This is a genomic window from Azospirillum terrae (assembly GCF_053470425.1).
Genome location: NZ_JBPXMR010000002.1, coordinates 333349 through 353740, shown reverse-complemented (window position 1 = coordinate 353740; position 20392 = coordinate 333349). Strand labels below are relative to the sequence as shown.

Below are 20392 nucleotides of genomic sequence, written 5' to 3'. Positions count from 1 at the left end.
AGTCGCCTTCGGCGCCCGTCCGGCCTTCGGCCGTCGGCTTCACGCCCCGGAGGGGAGAGGGAGAAGCATGCAAGCCTTCGTCGCGCCGCAGCGGCAGTCGTATTTCGGCCTGGGGTTCGCCATCGCGGTGCTCGTGGTGGTGCTCGACCAGCTGAGCAAATGGTGGGTCCTCGAACGCGTCATGCAGCCGCCGCGCGTCGTCGAGGTCACCCCCTTCTTCAATCTGGTGCTCGCCTGGAACCAGGGCGTCAGCTTCGGCATGTTCTCCAACGAGACATCCGTGATGCCCTACGTGTTGTCAGCGGTGGCGCTGGTCATCGTCGTGGTGCTGCTCGGCTGGCTGCGCACCGCCGACCGGGTGCTGGTGGCGCTGAGCATCGGCATGATCGTCGGCGGCGCCGTGGGCAACGTCATCGACCGGTTCCGCTACGGCGCGGTTGCCGACTTCCTGGACTTCCACGCCCTGGGCTGGCATTTCTGGGCCTTCAACGTCGCCGACACCGGAATCAGCGTCGGTGTGACGCTGCTGGTCCTCGACGGATTGTTGGCAGGGAACGACAAGGCGTAGTAGAACATCCGCGCAGGCCGTCCAACGGCCCATGACACACGACGGGATCTGAAAGCCGTGTACAGCAGCACCTCCTCCGTTTCCCCGCGCCGCAACGCCTCCCTGTTCGTCGGGCTGGCGCTGGTCGCCCTGGCTCTTTCCGGCTGTTCGGACGCCCGCAGGGCCATCGGCCTCGACCGCAACGCGCCGGACGAGTTCGCCGTCGTGTCGCGCGCGCCCCTGACCCTGCCGCCCGACATGCGCCTCGCCCCGCCGCGCCCCGGCGCCATGCGCCCGCAGGAGGCCACCTCGGCCCAGCTCGCCGCGTCCACCGTCTTCGGCGGCGCGTCGCGCACCGCCATGTCCAAAGCGGGCGGCAAGGCCCCCTCGCAGGGTGAAGCGGCGCTGCTCGGCAAGGCCGGCAACGCCGAGCCGGACATCCGCAACCGGGTCGACCAGGAAACCTCGGCGCTGATCGTCGCCGACAAGCGTTGGATCGACACGCTGCTGTTCTGGCAGAAGCAGGAGCAACCCTACCAGATCGTCGACCCGAAGAAGGAAAGCCAGCGCCTGCGCGAGGCGCAGGCGCAGGGCAAGCCGGTCAACGACGGCACCGTCCCGACCATCGAGCGCAAGCGCAAGGCGCCGCTGGAAGGATTGTTCTAAGCGACGCAAGATCCCAAATTCCAGGGGCGCCCATCCGGGCGCCCCTTTTTCGATTCCGGAGATGGCCGATGCTGCGTACCACCCGCGCCCTGCTGGCGGCACTCGCCCTGCTGGCCGCCGCCCCCAACCTCTCACAGGCCGCGGAGAAAGGCGTCTTCTTCCCCGAGACGTTCCAGCTCGCCAACGGCATGCAGGTGGTGGTCATCACCAACCGCCGCGTTCCGGTGGTCACCCACATGGTCTGGTACAAGGTCGGCGGCGCCGACGAGGAGCGCGGCCACTCCGGCCTCGCGCACTTCCTCGAGCACCTGATGTTCAAGGGCACCGACGAGCTGCCGCCCGGCGCCTTCTCGCGCATCGTCGCCAAGAACGGCGGGCGTGACAACGCCTTCACCTCCTGGGACTACACCGCCTACCACCAGAGCGTCGCCCGCGACCGGCTGGAGCTGGTGATGCGCATGGAGGCGGACCGCATGGCCAACCTCAAGCTCACCGATCAGGTCGTCTACCCCGAGCGCGACGTGGTGCTGGAGGAGCGCCGCCAGCGCGTCGAGAACGAGCCGGCCGATAAGATCGGTGAGCAGATCAACGCTACGCTCTACGTCCACCACCCCTACGGCACGCCGGTCCTCGGCTGGCCGCAGGAGATGGCGGCGATGACCCGCGAGGAGGCGGAAGCCTTCTACAAGCGCTGGTACGCGCCCAACAACGCAATCCTCGTGGTCTCCGGCGACGTGTCGGCGGAGGAGCTGAAGCCATTGGCCGAGAAATACTACGGCAAGGTGGCCGCCAAGCCGGTGCCGGAGCGCAAACGGGTGGTCGAGCCGCTTATCAGCGCCGAGCGCCGCGTCATCCTGCGCGACGCCGAGGTGCGCCAGCCGTCGATCCGCCGGCTGTGGCACGCCCCCTCCTACCGCACGGACAAGGACGGGCAGGCCTACGCGCTCCAGGTGCTGGGCGAGATCATGAGCGGCGGCGCCACCGGGCGGCTCTACCGTTCGCTGGTGGTCGACCAGAAGATCGCCACGTCGGCGTGGCTCAGCTACGGCGCGTCGTCCTGGGACGACACCATGCTGGCCATGGGCGCCGCCCCGGCGCCGGGCGTCGAGATGGACCGCCTGGAGGCAGCGCTGGAGGCCGAGACGGCCAAGCTGCTGAAGGACGGCGTGACGGCCGAGGAGGTCGCCACCGCCAAAAAGCGCATGCTGACCGAGGCAGCCTATGCCCGCGACAGCCTGTCCGGCCCGGCCAACGCGCTGGGTCAGGCGCTCGCCACCGGGCAGAGCATCGACGACGTGGAAAGCTGGCCGGTGCGCATCGACAACGTGACGGCCGAGCAGGTCAACGCCGCCGCGCGCGCCGTGCTGGGCAAGACCAACTACGTCACCGGCCTGCTGCTGCCGGCCAACCACAAGGGGAGCTGACGCATGCGCACCATCATCGCGGCACTGCTGGTGCTGTTCGTCACGCTTCCGGCGCAGGCCATCGAGGTCAAGCGCGTGGTCAGCCCCGGCGGCATCGAGGCGTGGCTGGTCGAGGATCACAAGATCCCCGTGGTGGCGCTGGAATGGGCGTTCGAGGGGGCGGGCGGCATCGACCCCCAAGGCAAGGAAGGCCGCGGCAATCTGGCGGCCCAGACCCTCGACGAGGGCGCCGGCCCCTACGACTCGCAGGCCTTCCAGGGGCGCATGCAGGATCTGGCGGTCAGCCTGGGCTTCGAAGCCGGGCGAGACGGCTTCAGCGGGTCCTTGCGCACGCTGAAGGACAACCGGGACGAGGCGTTCGAGCTGACGCGCCTGTCGCTGGCCGAGCCGCGCTTCGACGCCGACGCGGTGGAGCGCGTGCGCACCTCCGTCCTGTCGAGCCTGCGGCGGGAACTGGCCGACCCCAACTACGTGGCGCGCCGGGCCTTCTACGCCGCCGCCTACCCCGACCATCCCTATGGCGGCGAGGTGCGCGGCACGCTTGAGAGCCTGCCCAAGGTGACCGCCGACGACCTGCGCGCCTTCGTGAGGGCCGAACTGACCCGCGACCGGCTGGTGGTCGCCGCTTCGGGCGCCATCACGCCGGACGAGCTGGGCAAGGCGCTGGACCGCATCTTCGGCGGCCTGCCGGCCAAGAGCCAAGCCACCCCGCTGCCCGACGTGGTGGCCAAGGGGCTCGGCGAGACGCTGGTGGCGCCGCGCCCGACCGCGCAGACGCTGATCCTGCTGGGCCAGCAGGGGGTGCGGCGCGACGACCCGGACTGGTACGCGGCCAGCGTGATGAACTACATCCTCGGTGGCGGCGGCTTCACGTCGCGGCTGATGGAGGAGGTGCGCGAGAAGCGCGGCCTGTCCTACGGCGTCTACAGCTATCTGATCCCGCTCGACCACGGGGCGCTGATCCTGGCCAGCGGCTCCACCGTCAACGCCAAGGCCGGCGAGACGCTGGACATCATCCGCTCGGAGTGGAAGCGCATGGCCGAGGCCGGCGCCACCGACCAGGAGATCCAGGACGCCAAGACCTATCTGACCGGTTCGTTCCCGTTGCAGTTCAGCTCGACCTCGGCGATCGCGCGGATTCTGTTGCAGGTGAAGCGCGACAATCTGGGCATCGACTATCTGGACAAGCGCGACGCGCTGATCAACGCGGTGACCAAGGCGGATGTGCAGCGCGTCGCCAAGCGCCTGCTCGACCCCGCCAAGCTGCTGACGGTGCTGGTTGGCCGGCCGGAAGGCGTAACGGCGACGCGGACGCTGGATGGCGGGAGCTGAGCCATCGCATAGGGGGGTGCGCGTTTTGTCAGATACCCGCCCGTCGCCGCCGGTGGTACCGTCCACCTGAGTTCCGAGGAGGAGAAGACCGTCGATGTCCGCACTCACCCAATCCGCCGCCTGGACGGCGCTGTCGGCGCATCGCCACGCCATGGCCGACACTCACATGCGCAACCTGTTCGCCCGTGACTTCAACCGCTTTGAGCGCTTCTCGCTGGAAGCCGCCGGGCTGCTGTTCGACTATTCCAAGAACCGCGCCACCGACGAGACGGTGAACCTCCTGCTCGGCCTCGCCCGCCAGCAGAACGTCGAGGGCTGGCGCGACCGCATGTTCGCCGGCGACCGGATCAACACCACCGAGAACCGCGCGGTGCTGCACACGGCGCTCCGCAACCGCTCCAACCGCCCGGTGATGGTGGACGGCCAGGACGTCATGCCGGAAATCAACGGTGTGCTGGAGCGCATGGGTCGCTTCGTCCACGCGGTGCGCGAGGGGACGTGGACCGGCTGGACCGGCCAGCCGATCACCGACATCGTCAACATCGGCATCGGCGGCTCCGACCTCGGCCCGGTCATGGCGAGCGAGGCGCTGTCGCCCTATCTGCACCCGAACATCGGCGTGCATTTCGTCTCCAACGTGGACGGCACCCACATCATGGAGACGCTGGAGTGGCTGGACCCGGAGACGACGCTGTTCGTCATCGCGTCGAAGACCTTCACCACCCAGGAGACGCTGACCAACGCCCACACCGCCCGCCGCTGGCTGCTGGAGAGCGCGCAGGACGAGGCGCACATCGCCAGGCACTTCGTCGCCGTCTCCACCAACGAAGTAGAGGTGCGCAAATTCGGCATCGACCCGCAGAACATGTTCGGCTTCTGGGACTGGGTCGGCGGCCGCTACTCGCTGTGGTCGGCCATCGGCCTGCCCATCGCGCTGGGCATCGGCATGGAGGCGTTCGAGGAGATGCTGGCCGGCGCCCACGCCATGGACGAGCATTTCCGCACCGCCCCGCTGGAGCGCAACATGCCCGTGCTGATGGCGATGCTGGGCGTCTGGTACGTGGATTTCTGGGACGCGCGGGCGCACGCCGTGCTGCCCTACGACCAGTACCTGCACCGTTTCCCAGCCTACCTCCAGCAGCTCGACATGGAGTCAAACGGCAAGTCGGTGGACCGCCAGGGCCGCCCGGTGAATTACGCCACCGGCCCGGTGGTGTTCGGCGAGCCCGGCACCAACGGCCAGCACGCCTTCTACCAGCTCATCCACCAGGGCACCGAGCTGGTGCCGTGCGACTTCCTGGCGCCCGCGGTGACGCACAACCCCATTGGCGACCATCACCGCATCCTGCTGTCCAACTTCTTCGCCCAGCCGGAAGCGCTGATGCGTGGCAAGACCGCGGACGAGGTGCGCGAGGAGATGCGCCGGAAGGGCGTGCCGGACACCGAGATCGAGGAGCTGGTGCCGCACCGCGTGTTCGCCGGCAACAAGCCGACCAACAGCATCCTGTTCCGCAAGCTCGATCCGCACACGCTGGGCGCCCTGGTCGCGCTGTACGAGCACAAGGTGTTCGTGCAGGGCATCGTGTGGAACATCAACAGCTTCGACCAGTGGGGCGTTGAGCTGGGCAAGCAGCTCGCCTCCAAGATCCTGCCGGAACTGTCGGCACCGTGCGCCGCTGCGCCGGTTCCCGGCCACGACACCTCGACCGGCGGGCTGATCGGCTGGTACCAGCGGCACCGGTAGGGGAAGGCGGCCTACACCGTCAGCGCGTCGGCCCGCGCCGCGGCATCGCGAACCGATGCCTCCGGCGCCGGCCAGACGCGGTCCAGCCCGGACTCGACGACGGCGAGGCAGGCGTCCACCACCGCCGGGTCCAGCCGCGTCCCGCGCTGGGCGCGGATCTCGTCGGTGGCCGCCTGGATGCCCAGGCCCGGACGGTACGGGCGGTGCGAGGTCATCGCCTCCACCACGTCGGCCACGGCGACGATGCGGGCCTCCAGGGCGATGGCGTCGGCGCGCAGGGCCGCGGGATAGCCGGAGCCGTCGAGGCGCTCGTGGTGCTGGGCGACGATGGCGTGCACCGCCGGGGGGAAGGCGATCTTGCCGACGATGGCGTGGCCGCTGGCGGCGTGCCCCTTGACGAGGGCGAACTCGTCCACCGTCAGCCGCCCCGGCTTTGACAGCAGTTCGGCCGGGATGGAGATCTTGCCGATGTCGTGCAGCAGCGCGCCGGTGCGGATGCTGTCCACCCGCTCCTCGGTCAGCCCCATGCGGCGCGCGATGGCGATGGACAGGGCGGCGACGCGCTCCTGGTGGCCGGCGGTGTAGGGGTCGCGCTGGCTCAGCGTGTGCGACAGCGCGCCGACGGTTTCCTGCAACAGCAGTTTCAACCGCTCCGCGGCCTTGGCCTGGGCCAGCTCCGCCTCCCCGCGCCGCCGCAGTTCGCGTTGCAGCAGATAGCGCAACGCCAGAGCGGTGACGGCGACGAAGATGAGCCCCTTGGCGATCTCGAACCATCCCAGCGCGGCGATGTCGGCGCCGAACAGTTGGTCCGCCGCCTCGCTCCCCGCCAGAATCCACACCGATCCGGCAACGGCGTAAGCCGCGGCGACCGCGTTTGAAAAGGATCGGCCCAACATGGCGGCACCTGTACCGGAAAGCATTCAGCCACTCGTTTTTTCTCACGAAACACCGATGCTTTTCCAATGACTTTTCAGCTTCTCCGCGTGCCTCCCAGCGAGACATGCATTCGTGCCGAGCGGCGACGGAAACCATCCCGGCATCGTCGCGTTCGTTTCCTGACCGGGACATCCTTGTGGCATGGGGTGCGCGCACCCCCTATATTTGCCCCATGCCGATCCGCCTGTTGCCCGAAACGCTCGTCAACCGCATCGCCGCCGGCGAGGTCGTCGAACGCCCCGCCGCCGCCGTGAAGGAGTTGGTGGAGAACGCCATCGATGCCGGCGCCACCCGCATCGACGTGGTGGTGCGCGACGGCGGCAAGTCGCTGATCTCCATCACCGACGACGGCTGCGGCATGACGCCCGACGAGCTGGAACTGGCTGTCGAACGCCACGCCACCTCCAAGCTTCCCAGCGACGATCTGCTGGACATCCGCTCGCTGGGGTTCCGCGGCGAGGCGCTGCCGTCCATCGGCGCGGTCAGCCGGCTGACCCTCACCAGCCGGCCCAAGGGGGCCGACTCCGCCTGGGCCATGGTGGTGGACGCCGGGGCCAAGGGCCGGCCGCAGCCCGCCGCGCTGACCGGCGGCACGCGCGTCGAGGTGCGCGACCTGTTCGCCGCGGTGCCGGCCCGCCTGAAGTTCCTAAAAGCCGCGCGCACCGAGTTCGATCACATCGCCGACTGCATCGAGCGCCTCGCCATGGCGCACCCGAACGTCGGCTTCACGCTGGCCGACGATGCCCGCTCGGCGTTGCGCCTCGGCGCGGTGCAGGGCGAACTGGCGGACGCCCGGCTGGTGCGGCTGGGCGCCCTGATGGGCCGCGACTTCCAGGACAACGCGGTGCCGGTGGACGCCGTGCGCGAGGGCGTGCGGCTGAGCGGCTGGATCGGCCTGCCCACCCTGCACCGCCCCACCGCGCGCCACCAGCATCTGTTCGTCAACGGCCGGCCGGTGCGCGACAAGCTGATGGTCGGCGCGGTGCGCGGCGCCTACGCCGACTTCCTGCCGCGCGACCGCCACCCGATGCTGGCGCTGTTCCTCGACATCGACCCGCAGGAGGTGGACGTGAACGTCCACCCCGCCAAGGCCGAGGTGCGCTTCCGCGACCAGGGGCTGGTGCGCGGTCTGATCGTCGGCTCGCTCAAGCACGCCCTGGCCGAGGCCGGGCACCGCGCCTCCACCACCGTGGGCGTCGCCACACTGGGCGCGCTGCGGCCGGAAGGAGCGGGAATGGGAGCGGCGCCGCCGCCCCTGCCCTACCGGTCGCCGCAGCCGTCCTCCGGGTACCAGTCCTGGAGCTACCAGCCGGACCCGCCGGTGTCGCGCGGGCTGGCCGAACGCTCCATGGCGTTCCAGGCGCCGCTGTCCGGCTTCGAGTCGACGCCCTCGGCCCGCGCCCCGGAATACGCCGCGCCGCCGCCCGAGGCGGCCCCGCTGGACGAGCACCCGCTGGGGGCCGCGCGCGCCCAGGTGCACAACACCTACATCGTCGCGCAGACCAGCCGCGGCATCGTCATCGTCGACCAGCACGCGGCGCACGAGCGCCTCGTCTACGAGCGCATGAAGGAGGCGATGGTCGGCGGCGGCGTCAAGCGCCAGGGCCTGCTGATCCCCGAGGTGGTGGAACTGGACGAACCCTCCGCCAACCGCCTGACCGCGCGGGCGGCGGAACTGGCCGAGCTGGGGCTGGTGGTCGAGCCGTTCGGCCCCGGCTGCCTGATGGTGCGCGAGGTGCCGGCGCTGCTGGGTCAGGCAGACGTCAAGGGGCTGGTCAAGGACCTCGCCGAGGAGTTGGCGGAACTGGGCGACACGCTGTCGCTGAAGGAGCGGCTGGAGGAGGTGTGCGCCACCATGGCCTGCCACGGCTCGGTGCGGGCGGGGCGCACGCTGAACGTCGAGGAAATGAACGCCCTGCTGCGCCAGATGGAGGCCACCCCGCACTCCGGCCAGTGCAACCACGGCCGGCCGACGTACGTGGAGCTGAAGCTGGCGGACATCGAGAAGCTGTTCGGGCGGCGCTGAGCTTGTCGGACCACAATATACTTGACCCTGAACCACAATATACTTGACCCTAAACCACAATATAACTGACCCTGACCCACAATAGGACTGACCCTTGACGTGCCACCCCATACGCGGAGCCCCCAATGAAGGAGTTTTCCGACTCATGCCTGCGGCAGCCATCGCACCCCCTCGACTTCGGTGAGGGGACCGGATACCCGCTTGGAGCGTGCCGAGGTCAGTCCTCGTCGTTGTCGATTGCCGCAGGTTTCGGTTCCAGGTCTCGCGGCAAAATGACCCCCTGACCGCTCATAAACTGGCGCTCCAGATCAATCAGATGAGAGCGGCGCAGACGAAGGAATTCCTCACCATCTCCATTCAGAAGAGATTGAAAAGCCTCAACTGGTATTCCATGACTTTTCAGAACTATGTTTCCAATGTCATCTGAAGTGTCAGAAAGAGTTTCCAGCCAGTTTTTTGCCTGGGACCGGCGTTGCGCCATGTCAATTCGAAGAATGCGGTTCGCAGGGCTAGACCTCAATTCCTTATCGTTCACGGTTGCCAACAGATAGCCGATAGCGTTCGGGCCGTGGTCGGCGATGCGTCGCCAGGGTTCAGGGATCACCTCTCCATTGGCGGCGCGTGGTGCGAGCGACAACAGAACAAGCAGCAACGTGCGAGCACGGGCGCTGCGCATGTCGAAGGTCGAGGGGAACGGTTCGGCTGGAACGTCGAGGCGCATGTAATCCAATGTCGTGGGATTTGCCGTACGGGACACACGATCCCGGAATTCAGCGACAAGGTACCCATCGCGCGAAGGATTACTGGAGGAAAAGCGCGCCGTGAACGACGACACCCAGAACCATCGCTTCAGGAATCGCCTCTGTTCTTCGGTCGGGTCCGGGCACTCCAAGAAAAATGCGCACAGCACAACGAGTTGCATAGCGTACGGCAGCAGACGGTGACTGCGCACCCCCAATCCGTGCAGGAATCGAACGGCGCGCTCCAGTGCCTCGCCTGTGGATTCAATGACTGTGGGCAGTTTCTCACGCAGTTCCTTTTGTGTCGCGTCCGCCAGCCGCGTCCAGTCAGTGCGGTAAATGTCGGTCTTCAGAGTCGCCAAAAAACAGCGCAGCACGACGACTCGGTCAACCCCCCTGAATCCAAAATCATCAAGCCGGTCAACAAGCGCCCCAATCTCTTCAGCTAAATCAAACGTTGTTGTGCCATCGAGAGCTTCTCCATAACTTAGCGCGGACACCATCTGGTCCGCTGTCATGGACTGCCCCTTGGAGTTCAGGCGGGCAAAAATTTCGATAGCTTGAGGTAACTCAGTGTTCTTAATGCGGATGACGGGAACAAGATAGCTGCTAAATTTTTGAGCCATCTGCTCTGAATTCTGCACAAAATTTTCAGCATCTGCATGCCCGCTATCCATAATCCTCCTTGATTCATTAATAAAAGCCACTGTGTTTAGCAAGCTCCCCAAAGGGAAGTGCCAAGCCTCGACGCTTTCATCTGGCTTTAGGTGCTCAAAACGGTTATCCTTAGCGTTAAAAAAAATCTTCCAGCGGCCCGGATCATCTTCGCCAGGGCGCAGCTCTTCAGGCCCCACTGGCTTTCTGAGGATCCCCACCAGCGTTGACAAGCGTTGCTGACCATCGAGAACAAGAGAAACAACTCCCGATGGCGGAGAGGAAATCCGCACCGGCCCAACCCAGTCCAAGGTATTGCGCGGAGTATCGGTTTCCCAGATGAGCAAGCTGCCAATAGGATATTGACGTCGAATGCTATCCAGCAGGTCGATCATTTGATCGCGTCGCCAAACGAAAGGGCGTTGAAATCTCGGAATTCGCACACGCCCCTCAACAACATGTCGAACAAGGTCCCTAAATAGAACCATCTCGGGCTTTACCTCGGCGTGCGTTGATTCTTGTTCCATCACCCTCTCCTAAAGTTCGTCTACGATCATCTGAACCAAATCGTCCAGATCGCCGCCGTAATCCCGCCGTCGCAACGCCTCGGCAGAGATGGATGACACATTCTCCTTAAAACAGGCAATGGCGATGTCACCCAAGCCATTACGCAGCGTGCTGCGATCTGGTTCCTGGAGGGAGGCATAGAACGCCGTTTCATCCGGACTCGGACTTACCGCTGGCAGCCCTTTTTTGATCGGAAAATAATCACGGATTCCGTCTGGCAATCCGATTAGTGCACTCACAATATGCCGACGCCCCCCATTCCTGGTAGCCCAAGCCGACAATGCCTCATCAGGTATATAGTTTTCAATACTTCGTTTTTTGAGGATACGATAGGGTACGTTATGGTTTTGACAGGCTAACTCCACCGCGGCTACTTGGCTGTCCTGATGGCCAGCGTATCGACTATCGCTGTCGGTGAAGACAACGATCCGGATCGGCAATCCTTCCTGCGCCGCCGTCTCGGCGCGATAACAGACATGCTTGGGCACTTCTCCCAAACCCCCCGCGCCCTCGATTTCGAATAAATTGGGAACACCACCCTCTACGTGCAATTTTCTAAGCTTCTCGGGAGCGAGGAAACGCAAAATGCAATCAAGGAAGGCCCCATCTGTAAATTGGTTTTCGACTATAATTCTTAACGGATTCGATAGATAACGGGACGCTTTGTCAGGATCCATCTCCCGGCCATTTGGAGCAACGGCTACAATGATAAGCCGTTTATGAATTTCTGAGCCAGATGGATAGGATGACGCCTTAGCCGCCTTCTCAAAGACTTCTTTGCAGAAATCACGAGCACTCGCTAGCCAGCAACTTTGCTCAACTGTGTCGGGATCATCAACGTCCCACTCATGAGCCCCCACCTCGACCCGCGCGATGATGGCGTCGAGATGCTTAAAATGCTTCGCCGACGACAAGGCACAATCTTTGAAACGAACCCGCATTATATAGCCTCCCCGGAGGGTGTACGCCCCCGGATAGCGCGACGAATTGCACGCACCTCCTCATAGCCTTCTGAGAACACGCCCTCGCGCCACCAGTCGAGATTGCCATCCTGATCGATGTGAATTCGCCGGACGGTACTGTGGCCATCTTCCTGCTCATCCACCCAGTAGAGTGCAACCAACGCTGGGTCAGCGCCTTCCGCGATCAGCCGCCGAATGCGCAGCAGCAAATTTTCCGAATGAGTTTCAACGATCACTTGCCCGTGGCAGAGCGTCGCCGTGTTCAGGAAAAGTTCGCCGAGCGGGGCTTGCGCTGCTGTGTGCAGGTGCAGTTCCGGTTGTTCAATAATGTCCAGGAAACCAGCTTCCCCATAAAGTTGGCGCCCCAATTGCTGGACAACGATAGGCAGAACTTGCTGCATTCCCTGCCCGACATCTGCAAGATTGACTTCCCAAGATTTGCCCCTAGAAATGATGCACTGAAATGCCGCAGCTGGCTTGCTGATGACCAACCGCCAGCCGTCGAGATTTTCTTCGTACCAAGAGGAAGCCGCATCAGCCAATCGGTCGTCAAGAGCAAGGCGGATTGGAGCGCCCCTTCCGTCAAAACCAAGAGGCACCCTGGTGCCCATTGAATAAACACGATCAATACGCGCTCGGAATGGCCCTAGGTGCTCGATCTCTGCTTCGTACTCCTGGATCAGCCCCCTCCAGTTCTGAAGAGTCTTCCCGCCGCATTCCGCCTCCAGCGACATACTGATGGATGGCATCAATCCTCGGAAAGGCACAACACCTTTGCCTTCGTATTCTGGAGCCGTCGCGGCAGCCGGCATCCAATCCAGCTGCAAGGGAAATGGCTCCCGCAATTCAAAACGGGAAACGACACTATATTCCGTCGGGAGCCCCGCCGGGGCGATGGTCTCATCGATATTCTGCACATTGGCATTCACATCAAAAACGCCATCATCCCCCTGAAGTTTCAGGGAGAAGGACACGTTTCCATGAGGAGATTTGCCGTGAATAAGATCGCGGAATGTGGTCCCGAAAGACAATTCGTCCACTTCAAGCGGAAAGCCCCCCCTGCAGCGGGCCGACAATGCTCGCAGCAACAGACGAATCAAACGTATAAGGGCAGATTTTCCGCTACTGTTCTTCCCAAAAACTAACGTCAGCGGGCGAAGCTCGACGGAGACGTCACCCTTGAACGGCTTGTAGTTTCGACATCCAAATGACACCACCTGCATGGCAAAACCACCATAAAAGCCGCATTCATCGCAGGATGTACCACCTAAAGAGTAATTTTCCAAGAGATAGTTGGCACGATGGAGTTCGGAAGGTTATGACCTCCCTTATTTCTCCATGTGCCAACCGGCACGAAGCCGGGAAGTTTATTGGTTGGCGGGGGTCTACAGCCAAGCCGGGGAAATGGCCCGGTGATTGAGCCCGGGGCTGAGGATCCAACAGCGAACTCGCGAGGGTCGCTAAGGTTTATTGGAAATGCGATTATTGAGACCGGCTCGCCCCAACATTCGAATCGTTTCCAGACGCCGATCCGGAGTAGGTAGACCGGACGGACGGCGCGTAGGGCGGAATGAAAAGCAACCTCCTTCATCCCGCACAGTTGCCAATCCGACGTTGGCAAGGCTCAGTTCTCCGATCTCGGTTGCAAATTCCCGAAGCTCTCGCTCTCCAGCGTTCGAGAGCACCCAATAATCAGTGTGGAAGGAACTGGCCAACGCGACCTGGGGCATAATCGCGAGCAGATGCCCCGCATCCGCTGACCGGCTGGTAACCTTGACTTCAAAGGCAATGGTCTCCAGCACACCATGCACGATCCGCGTGGCAATCGCATCGCAGCCCCCCCGCCCCAAGGGCGTGTCCACCGCGACGATGCGCACCGGCGGCGCGACGAAGGCGGAAGGGTTCGCGATGAGCGCCTGCACGATGCGACGCTCCAGATCGAGCAACAGCCGTCTCCCCGCAATCTTCCCCGGCCGCTGCTCTGCGAGGGAAGCAACGGATTCCTGATGGACCTTCCGGAGTTCGCCCAGCGTCATCTCACCCTCCAGAGCCCGAGCCAACATACGATGCGCGAGTTCGGGCGAGTGGGCATCGATCGACGCAAGTTCCTCCACGATACCGAAAGGCAAGCCCACGATGCGTTCCAGCGGCGCGTGGCCTTCGGTGGCGAGGCGCTGGGCGAAGGCGTCCGCCCTGACGGCCCTCTGCAACATCGTCCTGCTGTATCCGGATGCCTGGGAAACCGCGGCCAGGAATGCGCTTTCTGAGTGATAGGAGGACTTCCAGGCCCCAGTCTCCAGGGCTGGGCGCAGCACGCCCACCACGGTCGTCCAGTGACGCTCGCGACGCGACAAGGCCCTAAGCGCCGATAGGCCGGAGATCAAAGCATTCGTGCCGTCGCGATGTTCTGCATTCATCGTCTTCGCCCTCAGGACCCTCATGGAAGCAAGTCCACCTCGACGAGGCAAGCCGATCCAGCACCTGGGAATCCTAACGCAGGTGGTATGCCTCGGTCGGCAAGCCTAGCCGAAAGCACCGTTGCGAACAATGTTCGAACCGTGAATGCTCATGTCCGCGCGTCGGTCGGTCAAGTCATCCGACGATGCGGTCGCGACGCGGGCGCCTTGGGCGCAAGCGGTCCCCTGTGGCCTATTGCTGGAAGGTCCAGATGCCGTTTGACATCGATGAAGCCGTACTGCAGATGCGCACGGTCGCACGGGTCGTGGAGGATCCGCTGGGCGGCCCCATGCGTCGGATCATCAACGGACGGCACCGCAAGCCGACGGGCCGGTATTCCAGAGCCAAAGCGCGTCGGGCGTTGCCCTGGGAGGACAAACGCGAGCGGGCCTATTTCTGGCATTGCGAGGCCGACACCGACGTCATCACCTACCTTTCCCAGCCACATCGGCTCGAGATCGAAATCGGCCGGGCGCGTCCTCTGATCTACTTTCCCGACGTGCGCCGCAACATGGCTGGCGGGCGCGTGGAGATCGGCGAGATCAAGAAGGCCTACAACCCGGACGACGACGCGGATTATGATCGGAAGCTGCAGCTCGCCGCCGAGGTCTATCGCGGCCTCGGCTGGTCCTTCCGCATCATCGAAGAGGCCGAGATCGAACGCCAGCCGGGGCGCGACACCGTATGGGCCATCCAACGCCACCGGCACGTGGCGGTGACGGTTCGGGATCGCTTCGTGGTGATGGAAACCGTCGAACGTCATGACGGCATCGCTTCGTTCGGGCAGCTTGCCGAAGCCTTGGGCGGCGGCCCCGCCGGTCACGCGCTCCTGTGCGCGTGCATCGTGCGCCGCGTCGCCTCCATCGACATCGCGGCGCGGCTCGAATCCGATAGCCCGGTCACGCTCGTCGCCGGCCGTTCCGACGCGTCGCACCGCTTCCGCTGAGGCGCCCCGATGCCGCTGCAGAACAGATATGCGATTGGCGAGCGGTGGATCCTCCCCGAAGGGGCGTGCATCTTCGTCCAGGAACAGCCGGGCGGCCTTATGCTCTTCCGGCTCGAAAGCACGCAGCCTAACGGAGAGGTTCAGCACTTCGTCAAGGCGGAAGCCGAGCTCGATCGACTGCGCGACACGCGCAGGGCGCGGCGCGATCGTCAGTTCCGCGACGCGACGGGGCGGCTCCAGCGCAGCAACGACGCCGGCGATGTGCTACCGGAAGGCGCCAGCGACAAGGCGCGGACGCTGCAGTTCTACACCCGGATGTGGGATGAGGCTCCGTGCGGGACGGGGGAGGTCGCGCTCCAACGGCTGATCAATTTCCACACCCCTGAGGCGAAACGGAGAGGCCTGCTCTGGCAGCCAAGCCCCTCGACCCTCAAGCGCGCCATCGGTCAACGGGGCGAGCCGGGCCTTCGCCCGATCCGCGTCATGCAGGATATGCGCGCGCAAACCCCGCGCCGCCGCTGGGCCCCCGTCATCGAGCAGGTCCTGAAGCGAACGGTGGCGTGGTACTACGCCATGAACACCCGCACCGCGCTCAAGGCGCACGCGCGAATCGTCCGCTTCGTCGGGCACGTGAACGGCATCGGCCGCGCCCGCTATGGCGACGGATGGAAGACACTGCCGACCCCGTCCGACGAGACGGTCCGCCGGTACATTCGTGACGCCGCAAGCCTGGAGACCTGCGCCGCAAAATGGGGAATGACCGAAGCCCGTCGACGCTTTCAGGGGATCCGGCGCGGATTGGAAGCGAAGCAGATCCTCGATGTCGTCCTAATCGACGGAACTGTTGTCGACGGGTGGTGCGTCCTTGATGACCGGACGCACACCCCAGCGGGCAGGCCGACGCTCACGCTCGCCATCGATTTGAAATCTCGGGCTGTGCTCGGCGTGATCATCACCTACGAGGGGGAGTCGTTGTTCGCGATCATGGCTTGCCTGCAGCAGGTGATCACGGGCAAGCACGACATCATCGAGCGCCTGCCGCAATTCCGGGACCTTCTGGAAGGCCTTTACGGGAAACCCGACACCATCGTCGTCGACAACGCGTGGCGGCAGACCGGCGTGTCTTTCCAGGACGCTTGCGAGGACGGCAACATCAACGTCGAGTGGGCGCCGGTCAAAAATCCCGAATACAAGGCGTTCGTCGAGCGCTTCTTCCGGACGTTGAACGAGATCCTGTTCAAGGAGATGCCGGGCGGCGTGCCCTTCGACCCCGTGATGATGCGCAAGCTTGGACTCGATCCGCGGAAGACCGCCGCCATCACGCTGTCGCGGCTTGAAGAATTCATCTACACGGCGATCTACGAAGTGTACGGCCAGGAGCCCCATTCGGGGATCGGCATGGCCCCTTTGCTGGCTTGGCGAAAGGGCTTGGCCGCCGCACCGCGGGAGATCGTCGACGACATCGACTTCCTGGCGGCCGCCTTCGGGATGGTGGACGAGGCCACACTCGATCGGACCGGGATCACCTTCCGAAACCTGAAATTCCATGACCCTGACGTCACGACGGCCCTCCTGAACGACCTCGCGTCGACGACTCCAGTCCGACGGCAGCGCAAGCGCCTCAGCAGTGCCACCGCTCGCGTCAAAATCAAATACAACCCGGCCGATATCCGGGGGATCTGGGTCTGGAACCCGAAGATGACGCCCAAGCGGGGCTATGTCTTCCTTCCCAATTGGGACTCGGAGTACGCGGCCACGCCGGTACTCGGCTTCTGGCACCACCAGCAGGTCCTCGCCTTCGCCAAGGCGGAAAACTTGGCATTCCGCTCAGACGTCGATAAGTGCTTGGCTCGGGACCGCTTGCGGGCCAGCCTCGAAGCCGCCGCTCCGGACCTGAGGTTCGCCGCGATGCGGACGCAGCGCCGTCTGCTTGAACCCTCCCCGCCAGTTCTCAGCGGAGACACCGTCCAGAGGACTCAGGGGACCCCGAGCGTCAGCGGCTTGCAGACCAATGACGTCACGGTGTCGATCGCCGCCCAGGAACGTGACGACGAGGGCTACCCGGAAAAGGGGCCGCGGCGCGGCGGAGCCAAGGCCGCGAAAGCTGCCGCGCGAGCCCGCGCCGCCAAGGGGACGAACGGTGACGGCGGCACGACACCGGCCGGCACGCCGGCGGCGGATCCTTTCGCCCCACAGGATCTGATGGTCGAAGATCCCGACGTCTACATGGCAGCGCTCGCCGAAAGGCTGGCGCAGCGTCGCGCCGCCAAGGATGGAGACTGACGAGATCATGAGCATTTCCGATCGCCTCGCCCATGCCTATGGTGAGTTCCGGAAATTCCGGATTCTCCACCCCCGCCTGCTGCGCATCGGCGAAGAGATCGATACCCTGCGGCGGTTCGGCCGGCAAGCGCGCAAGGAATGGGAGGCCTCCGGTCGGAACGGTGCCCGGCCTCCCCAAAAGTTCCTGCCGATCATCGGACCTTCGGGAACCGGCAAGAGCACGTCGATCAATCATTACATCGAGACGGCCGCGTCCTTGGAGCGGTATGTGCCGGATGCGCGACCCTTCCTTCATATAACGCTGTCCGCCAAGGCCACGACCAAGACTCTCGCGTCCGACATCCTGGAGGCGTACCAGGACCCGGACTTCGAGAGGGGCACCGCGACCAGGCTGCTACGCCGGGTGTCGAACCACATCGACGTGGCCCGAACGGAGGCCATGGCGCTTGATGAGATCCATCATCTCATCAACAGCGACAACGCCATGAACGCGCGAGGCGGCGGAAAGACCGCATGGTCCGTTACCGAGACGATCAAACGCATGCTCATCCACGGCGCCTGCCCGTTCATCCTCCTTGGAACCGAGCAGGCGACGCCGCTGCTTCTCAAGAACCCTCAGTTCAAGCAGCGCAGCTACGCGCCGATCATCCTCGGCCCCCTTGACGTCTCCATCCCAGACGAAAGGGAGATGTTCCTCGACCACTGCGCCGGTTTCGACATGAAGCTCGTCGAACACGGCATCTTCACGACATTGTCGGGTCTGGTTGCGGGAGACGTCCCCGCCTGCGTGTACGAGGTGAGCCAAGGCATTATCGGGACCGCGTCGAACCTGTTCGAGACCGCCACCGTACTCGCGCTGCGCCGAGGAGATGACGCCGTTTGTCGGAACGATCTCTCGGATGCGGTCCGGACGTGGGCGATCCCGCTCGGAATTATCGACCACAATCCTTTCGAATTGGGTCCCCGTCGGTTCAGGACCGGCAAGGGGGCGTGACATGACCGATGCCCTCCCGCCGGTTCATCCGAGCACCTACAGGCTCACCCAACCGGGCAGGCACGGAATGCTGATGCGTCCGCTCGCGTTCCGCCCCGACCCGCCGCCCATCGTGGGCGAGAGCCTTCTTGGACTGCTCGCCCGGGCTACGCACCGGAACGGCTTCACAGGGCTGATGAAAGTCCTGTCGCTCGCCGACATCACCGCGGGAACCCCGCCGGTTCTGCCATACATCGGCCCTGCCGAAGCGGAACGCGTCGCCTTCGTCCTGAAGGTTTCGGTCGGCGAGATTCTCTCTCGCTGCCACGGATCCGCCGGCGGAGAGAACGCGGACGCCAACCGCATTGATTTCTTTGGCATTCCCCTGCGCGCCCGCTACCGGGAAAGCATGCTCCGCCGCGTTTCCCCCCGGGCGCTGGCGATCTCCCCCCATCACAGGGCGCTCCACGACCTGCGGCCGTTCTCGTTCTGCCCGGAGACTCTGGAAGAACTTCTCGATGCGTGCCCGGCTTGCCACGAACCGTTGGGCTGGTTCACGACGGCGGGGGTGACGTTTTGCGAACACTGCATTGATGGGGATGGCGTCCCGCGAGTGGACTTGCGCGATTTCCCCCAGCCGATCGTTCACATCGATGACGAAGCGGCGCTGCGGTTCCTCACCGATCTCGTCAACCCCGTCCCACCCGTCCGCGAGAAGGCACTAGAGAACGTGGACCGGAAGCTGTCCGGATGCGGACCCGGTGAGCTTTTCGAATTTGCCATTCTGATGGCGCGCGCGGTCGCGACCCCACCACCAGTGGACTCCGTAAAGCTGCGGAACCTGCGAGCGCGAAAAGATTTCGAATTCCTCACGCCCGACCTGTTGGCGCGGATTGGACGAGCGCTGATGGACTGGCGGTCCGAATTCCAGGCCATTGCCGATTCGATGCGGGCACTGGCACCCGAGCGGCCCGGGTACTTCGGCGTGGCGAAGGAGCTGGGGGCCTTGCCCTTGCTGGCGCGGCATCAATCCGTTCCCCAGGGCATCCGCAATCTCTTGAAGCAAACCATCGCAGAGGATATGGAGCGCACCGCGGATGAGCCGGCAGCTCCCCGCCGCCGCGCGCTCCGACACCGCGAAGACCTCATTGACACCCAAGAGGTGGCGGCCCGTCTTGGGGTCAAGGGCGGACTGGTCGGCAAGCTCGCGCGGTGCGGCGAGATCGACGTCATCCGGACAGAGGGCCGACGTTCCCTAGCGCTTTTCAAGGCCTCGCAGATCGAAGAAATCCGACAGGTGCGCCGGGATATGATCGACGGCATGAAGGCCGCACGCCTGATCGCGCTGCCTCTCAGCGCTCTCGAGGCCCTCGCCGAAGCGGAGCTGATCCGCCGAGCTGACGGACCGGCCCTCGCTATGGTGTCGGGCCGACTCCAATATCGCTATAGCAGCCTGCAAAAACTCATAGCCGCCGTCGAGCAGGCGCGCCGACGAGGAAAGAGGACGGAAGGATGCCGGCGCTTCCATGCGGCCTTGCGCCGCTTGCCCGCGGGGGATAAGCCTTGGCTTACCATCGTCCAGGCCATTCTTGACGGCACCCTGCCAGTCTTCGGAACCGAAGGATCGGGCGGACTGTTCACGCGGCTGTTCGTGGACACGGAGCGGCTCCGGGCGCTGACGGAAACGGCGGGCGCTCAAACCGAGATCCATGCTTCGGACGAGCCCCTGGCATACCGGGAAGCGGCGATCCACATCGGTATGTCCACGCCGAACATCTCTTGGTTGGTTTCGGCTGGTCTGATTGACACGACCGGCTCCCATGACCGGCGGATCACCCGGGATGCGCTCGCCCGATTCAACGAGGAATTCGTGCACACTGCCGAGATCGCCCGACGGCTCGGCATCCATCCCAGCCATGTGAAGCGGGCACTCGCACAGAGGGGGATCGAACCTGTTTGCGCGCTGCGGGCGGGGATGCGTCTGATCTGGCGACGAGCAGACGTGTTCGGCATGGAAAGCGATCCCTAGAGAGACAGCGATTCACAGCGAACGGGCCGCGCTCGAGAAACCTGGGTGCGGCGGGATCGACGTTCCGCCACGACCGCTTCCCGCAAACTGGCTTCCTCATGAGGAC

At 64.5% G+C, this 20392-nt stretch carries 15 protein-coding genes; 10 read left to right on the top strand and 5 right to left on the bottom strand.

The window, feature by feature from the left end:
- The first annotated feature begins 67 nt into the window (after nt 1-67).
- The 5 genes from lspA (at nt 68) to pgi (ending at nt 5713) form a co-directional block, all read left to right on the top strand.
- Nucleotides 68-568 carry a signal peptidase II gene (gene lspA / locus ACSVDD_RS08085; RefSeq protein ID WP_448188818.1) on the top strand — a complete coding sequence of 167 codons (501 nt, stop codon included), beginning with the start codon at nt 68-70 and terminating at the stop codon, nt 566-568.
- Between the two features lie 57 nt (nt 569-625).
- Nucleotides 626-1213: a DUF3035 domain-containing protein gene (locus ACSVDD_RS08080; RefSeq protein WP_448188817.1), complete on the top strand. Its 588-nt coding sequence runs from the start codon at nt 626-628 to the stop codon at nt 1211-1213.
- A 68-nt stretch (nt 1214-1281) separates the two neighbouring features.
- Nucleotides 1282-2637, top strand: coding sequence for a M16 family metallopeptidase (locus tag ACSVDD_RS08075; RefSeq protein ID WP_448188816.1), 1356 nt, complete (start codon nt 1282-1284; stop codon nt 2635-2637).
- Nucleotides 2638-2640: 3 nt separating this feature from the next.
- A complete protein-coding gene (locus ACSVDD_RS08070; protein ID WP_448188815.1) occupies nt 2641-3969 on the top strand; it encodes a M16 family metallopeptidase in 1329 nt (442 codons plus the stop codon).
- 94 nt (nt 3970-4063) lie between these two features.
- Nucleotides 4064-5713: a glucose-6-phosphate isomerase gene (gene pgi / locus ACSVDD_RS08065; protein WP_448188814.1), complete on the top strand. Its 1650-nt coding sequence runs from the start codon at nt 4064-4066 to the stop codon at nt 5711-5713.
- Nucleotides 5714-5724: 11 nt separating this feature from the next.
- Here pgi and ACSVDD_RS08060 read toward each other — a convergent pair whose 3' ends face one another.
- Nucleotides 5725-6609, bottom strand: a complete 885-nt coding sequence (locus ACSVDD_RS08060) for an HD-GYP domain-containing protein (protein WP_448188813.1) — start codon at nt 6607-6609, stop codon at nt 5725-5727.
- A 212-nt stretch (nt 6610-6821) separates the two neighbouring features.
- On the opposite strand from ACSVDD_RS08060, the gene mutL reads away from it, so the two are divergent.
- Nucleotides 6822-8675: a DNA mismatch repair endonuclease MutL gene (gene mutL / locus ACSVDD_RS08055; protein ID WP_448188812.1), complete on the top strand. Its 1854-nt coding sequence runs from the start codon at nt 6822-6824 to the stop codon at nt 8673-8675.
- Nucleotides 8676-8892: 217 nt separating this feature from the next.
- Here mutL and ACSVDD_RS08050 read toward each other — a convergent pair whose 3' ends face one another.
- The 4 genes from ACSVDD_RS08050 to ACSVDD_RS08035 form a co-directional block, all read right to left on the bottom strand.
- Nucleotides 8893-10557 (bottom strand): GmrSD restriction endonuclease domain-containing protein, encoded by a 1665-nt coding sequence (locus tag ACSVDD_RS08050; RefSeq protein WP_448189151.1) that lies wholly within the window; start codon nt 10555-10557, stop codon nt 8893-8895.
- A gap of 48 nt (nt 10558-10605) precedes the next feature.
- Entirely contained in the window at nt 10606-11577 is a 972-nt protein-coding gene (locus ACSVDD_RS08045; RefSeq protein ID WP_448188811.1) for a hypothetical protein, read from the bottom strand.
- Nucleotides 11577-12821 carry an AAA family ATPase gene (locus ACSVDD_RS08040; RefSeq protein ID WP_448188810.1) on the bottom strand — a complete coding sequence of 415 codons (1245 nt, stop codon included), beginning with the start codon at nt 12819-12821 and terminating at the stop codon, nt 11577-11579. The genes ACSVDD_RS08045 and ACSVDD_RS08040 overlap by 1 nt, the downstream gene beginning before the upstream one ends.
- A 237-nt stretch (nt 12822-13058) precedes the next feature.
- Nucleotides 13059-14015 carry a hypothetical protein gene (locus ACSVDD_RS08035; protein ID WP_448188809.1) on the bottom strand — a complete coding sequence of 319 codons (957 nt, stop codon included), beginning with the start codon at nt 14013-14015 and terminating at the stop codon, nt 13059-13061.
- 251 nt (nt 14016-14266) lie between these two features.
- Here ACSVDD_RS08035 and ACSVDD_RS08030 point away from each other — a divergent pair, with 251 nt between their 5' ends.
- Genes ACSVDD_RS08030 through ACSVDD_RS08015 form a run of 4 tightly spaced genes read left to right on the top strand, consistent with a single transcriptional unit; the run spans nt 14267 to nt 20286 of the window.
- Nucleotides 14267-15001, top strand: coding sequence for a hypothetical protein (locus ACSVDD_RS08030; RefSeq protein WP_448188808.1), 735 nt, complete (start codon nt 14267-14269; stop codon nt 14999-15001).
- 9 nt (nt 15002-15010) lie between these two features.
- Nucleotides 15011-17284 carry a TnsB C-terminal domain-containing protein gene (locus ACSVDD_RS08025; RefSeq protein WP_448188807.1) on the top strand — a complete coding sequence of 758 codons (2274 nt, stop codon included), beginning with the start codon at nt 15011-15013 and terminating at the stop codon, nt 17282-17284.
- 7 nt (nt 17285-17291) lie between these two features.
- On the top strand, nt 17292-18278 hold the full coding sequence (locus ACSVDD_RS08020; protein ID WP_448188806.1) for an ATP-binding protein: 987 nt from the start codon (nt 17292-17294) through the stop codon (nt 18276-18278).
- A 1-nt stretch (nt 18279) separates the two neighbouring features.
- The gene (locus tag ACSVDD_RS08015) at nt 18280-20286 is read left to right on the top strand and encodes a TniQ family protein (RefSeq protein ID WP_448188805.1); all 2007 of its coding nucleotides are present in this window, start codon (nt 18280-18282) and stop codon (nt 20284-20286) included.
- The last annotated feature ends 106 nt before the right edge of the window (nt 20287-20392 follow it).

Bases quoted from the DNA above. Each gene is read 5' to 3' on its own strand.
- ACSVDD_RS08040 (WP_448188810.1), bottom strand. From the start codon at position 12,821: ATGCAGGTGGTGTCATTTGGATGTCGAAACTACAAGCCGTTCAAGGGT.
- ACSVDD_RS08015 (WP_448188805.1), top strand. From the start codon at position 18,280: ATGACCGATGCCCTCCCGCCGGTTCATCCGAGCACCTACAGGCTCACC.
- ACSVDD_RS08050 (WP_448189151.1), bottom strand. From the start codon at position 10,557: ATGGTTCTATTTAGGGACCTTGTTCGACATGTTGTTGAGGGGCGTGTG.
- ACSVDD_RS08075 (WP_448188816.1), top strand. From the start codon at position 1,282: ATGCTGCGTACCACCCGCGCCCTGCTGGCGGCACTCGCCCTGCTGGCC.
- ACSVDD_RS08045 (WP_448188811.1), bottom strand. From the start codon at position 11,577: ATGCGGGTTCGTTTCAAAGATTGTGCCTTGTCGTCGGCGAAGCATTTT.
- mutL (WP_448188812.1), top strand. From the start codon at position 6,822: ATGCCGATCCGCCTGTTGCCCGAAACGCTCGTCAACCGCATCGCCGCC.
- ACSVDD_RS08030 (WP_448188808.1), top strand. From the start codon at position 14,267: ATGCCGTTTGACATCGATGAAGCCGTACTGCAGATGCGCACGGTCGCA.
- pgi (WP_448188814.1), top strand. From the start codon at position 4,064: ATGTCCGCACTCACCCAATCCGCCGCCTGGACGGCGCTGTCGGCGCAT.
- lspA (WP_448188818.1), top strand. From the start codon at position 68: ATGCAAGCCTTCGTCGCGCCGCAGCGGCAGTCGTATTTCGGCCTGGGG.
- ACSVDD_RS08060 (WP_448188813.1), bottom strand. From the start codon at position 6,609: ATGTTGGGCCGATCCTTTTCAAACGCGGTCGCCGCGGCTTACGCCGTT.
- ACSVDD_RS08035 (WP_448188809.1), bottom strand. From the start codon at position 14,015: ATGAATGCAGAACATCGCGACGGCACGAATGCTTTGATCTCCGGCCTA.
- ACSVDD_RS08025 (WP_448188807.1), top strand. From the start codon at position 15,011: ATGCCGCTGCAGAACAGATATGCGATTGGCGAGCGGTGGATCCTCCCC.
- ACSVDD_RS08020 (WP_448188806.1), top strand. From the start codon at position 17,292: ATGAGCATTTCCGATCGCCTCGCCCATGCCTATGGTGAGTTCCGGAAA.
- ACSVDD_RS08070 (WP_448188815.1), top strand. From the start codon at position 2,641: ATGCGCACCATCATCGCGGCACTGCTGGTGCTGTTCGTCACGCTTCCG.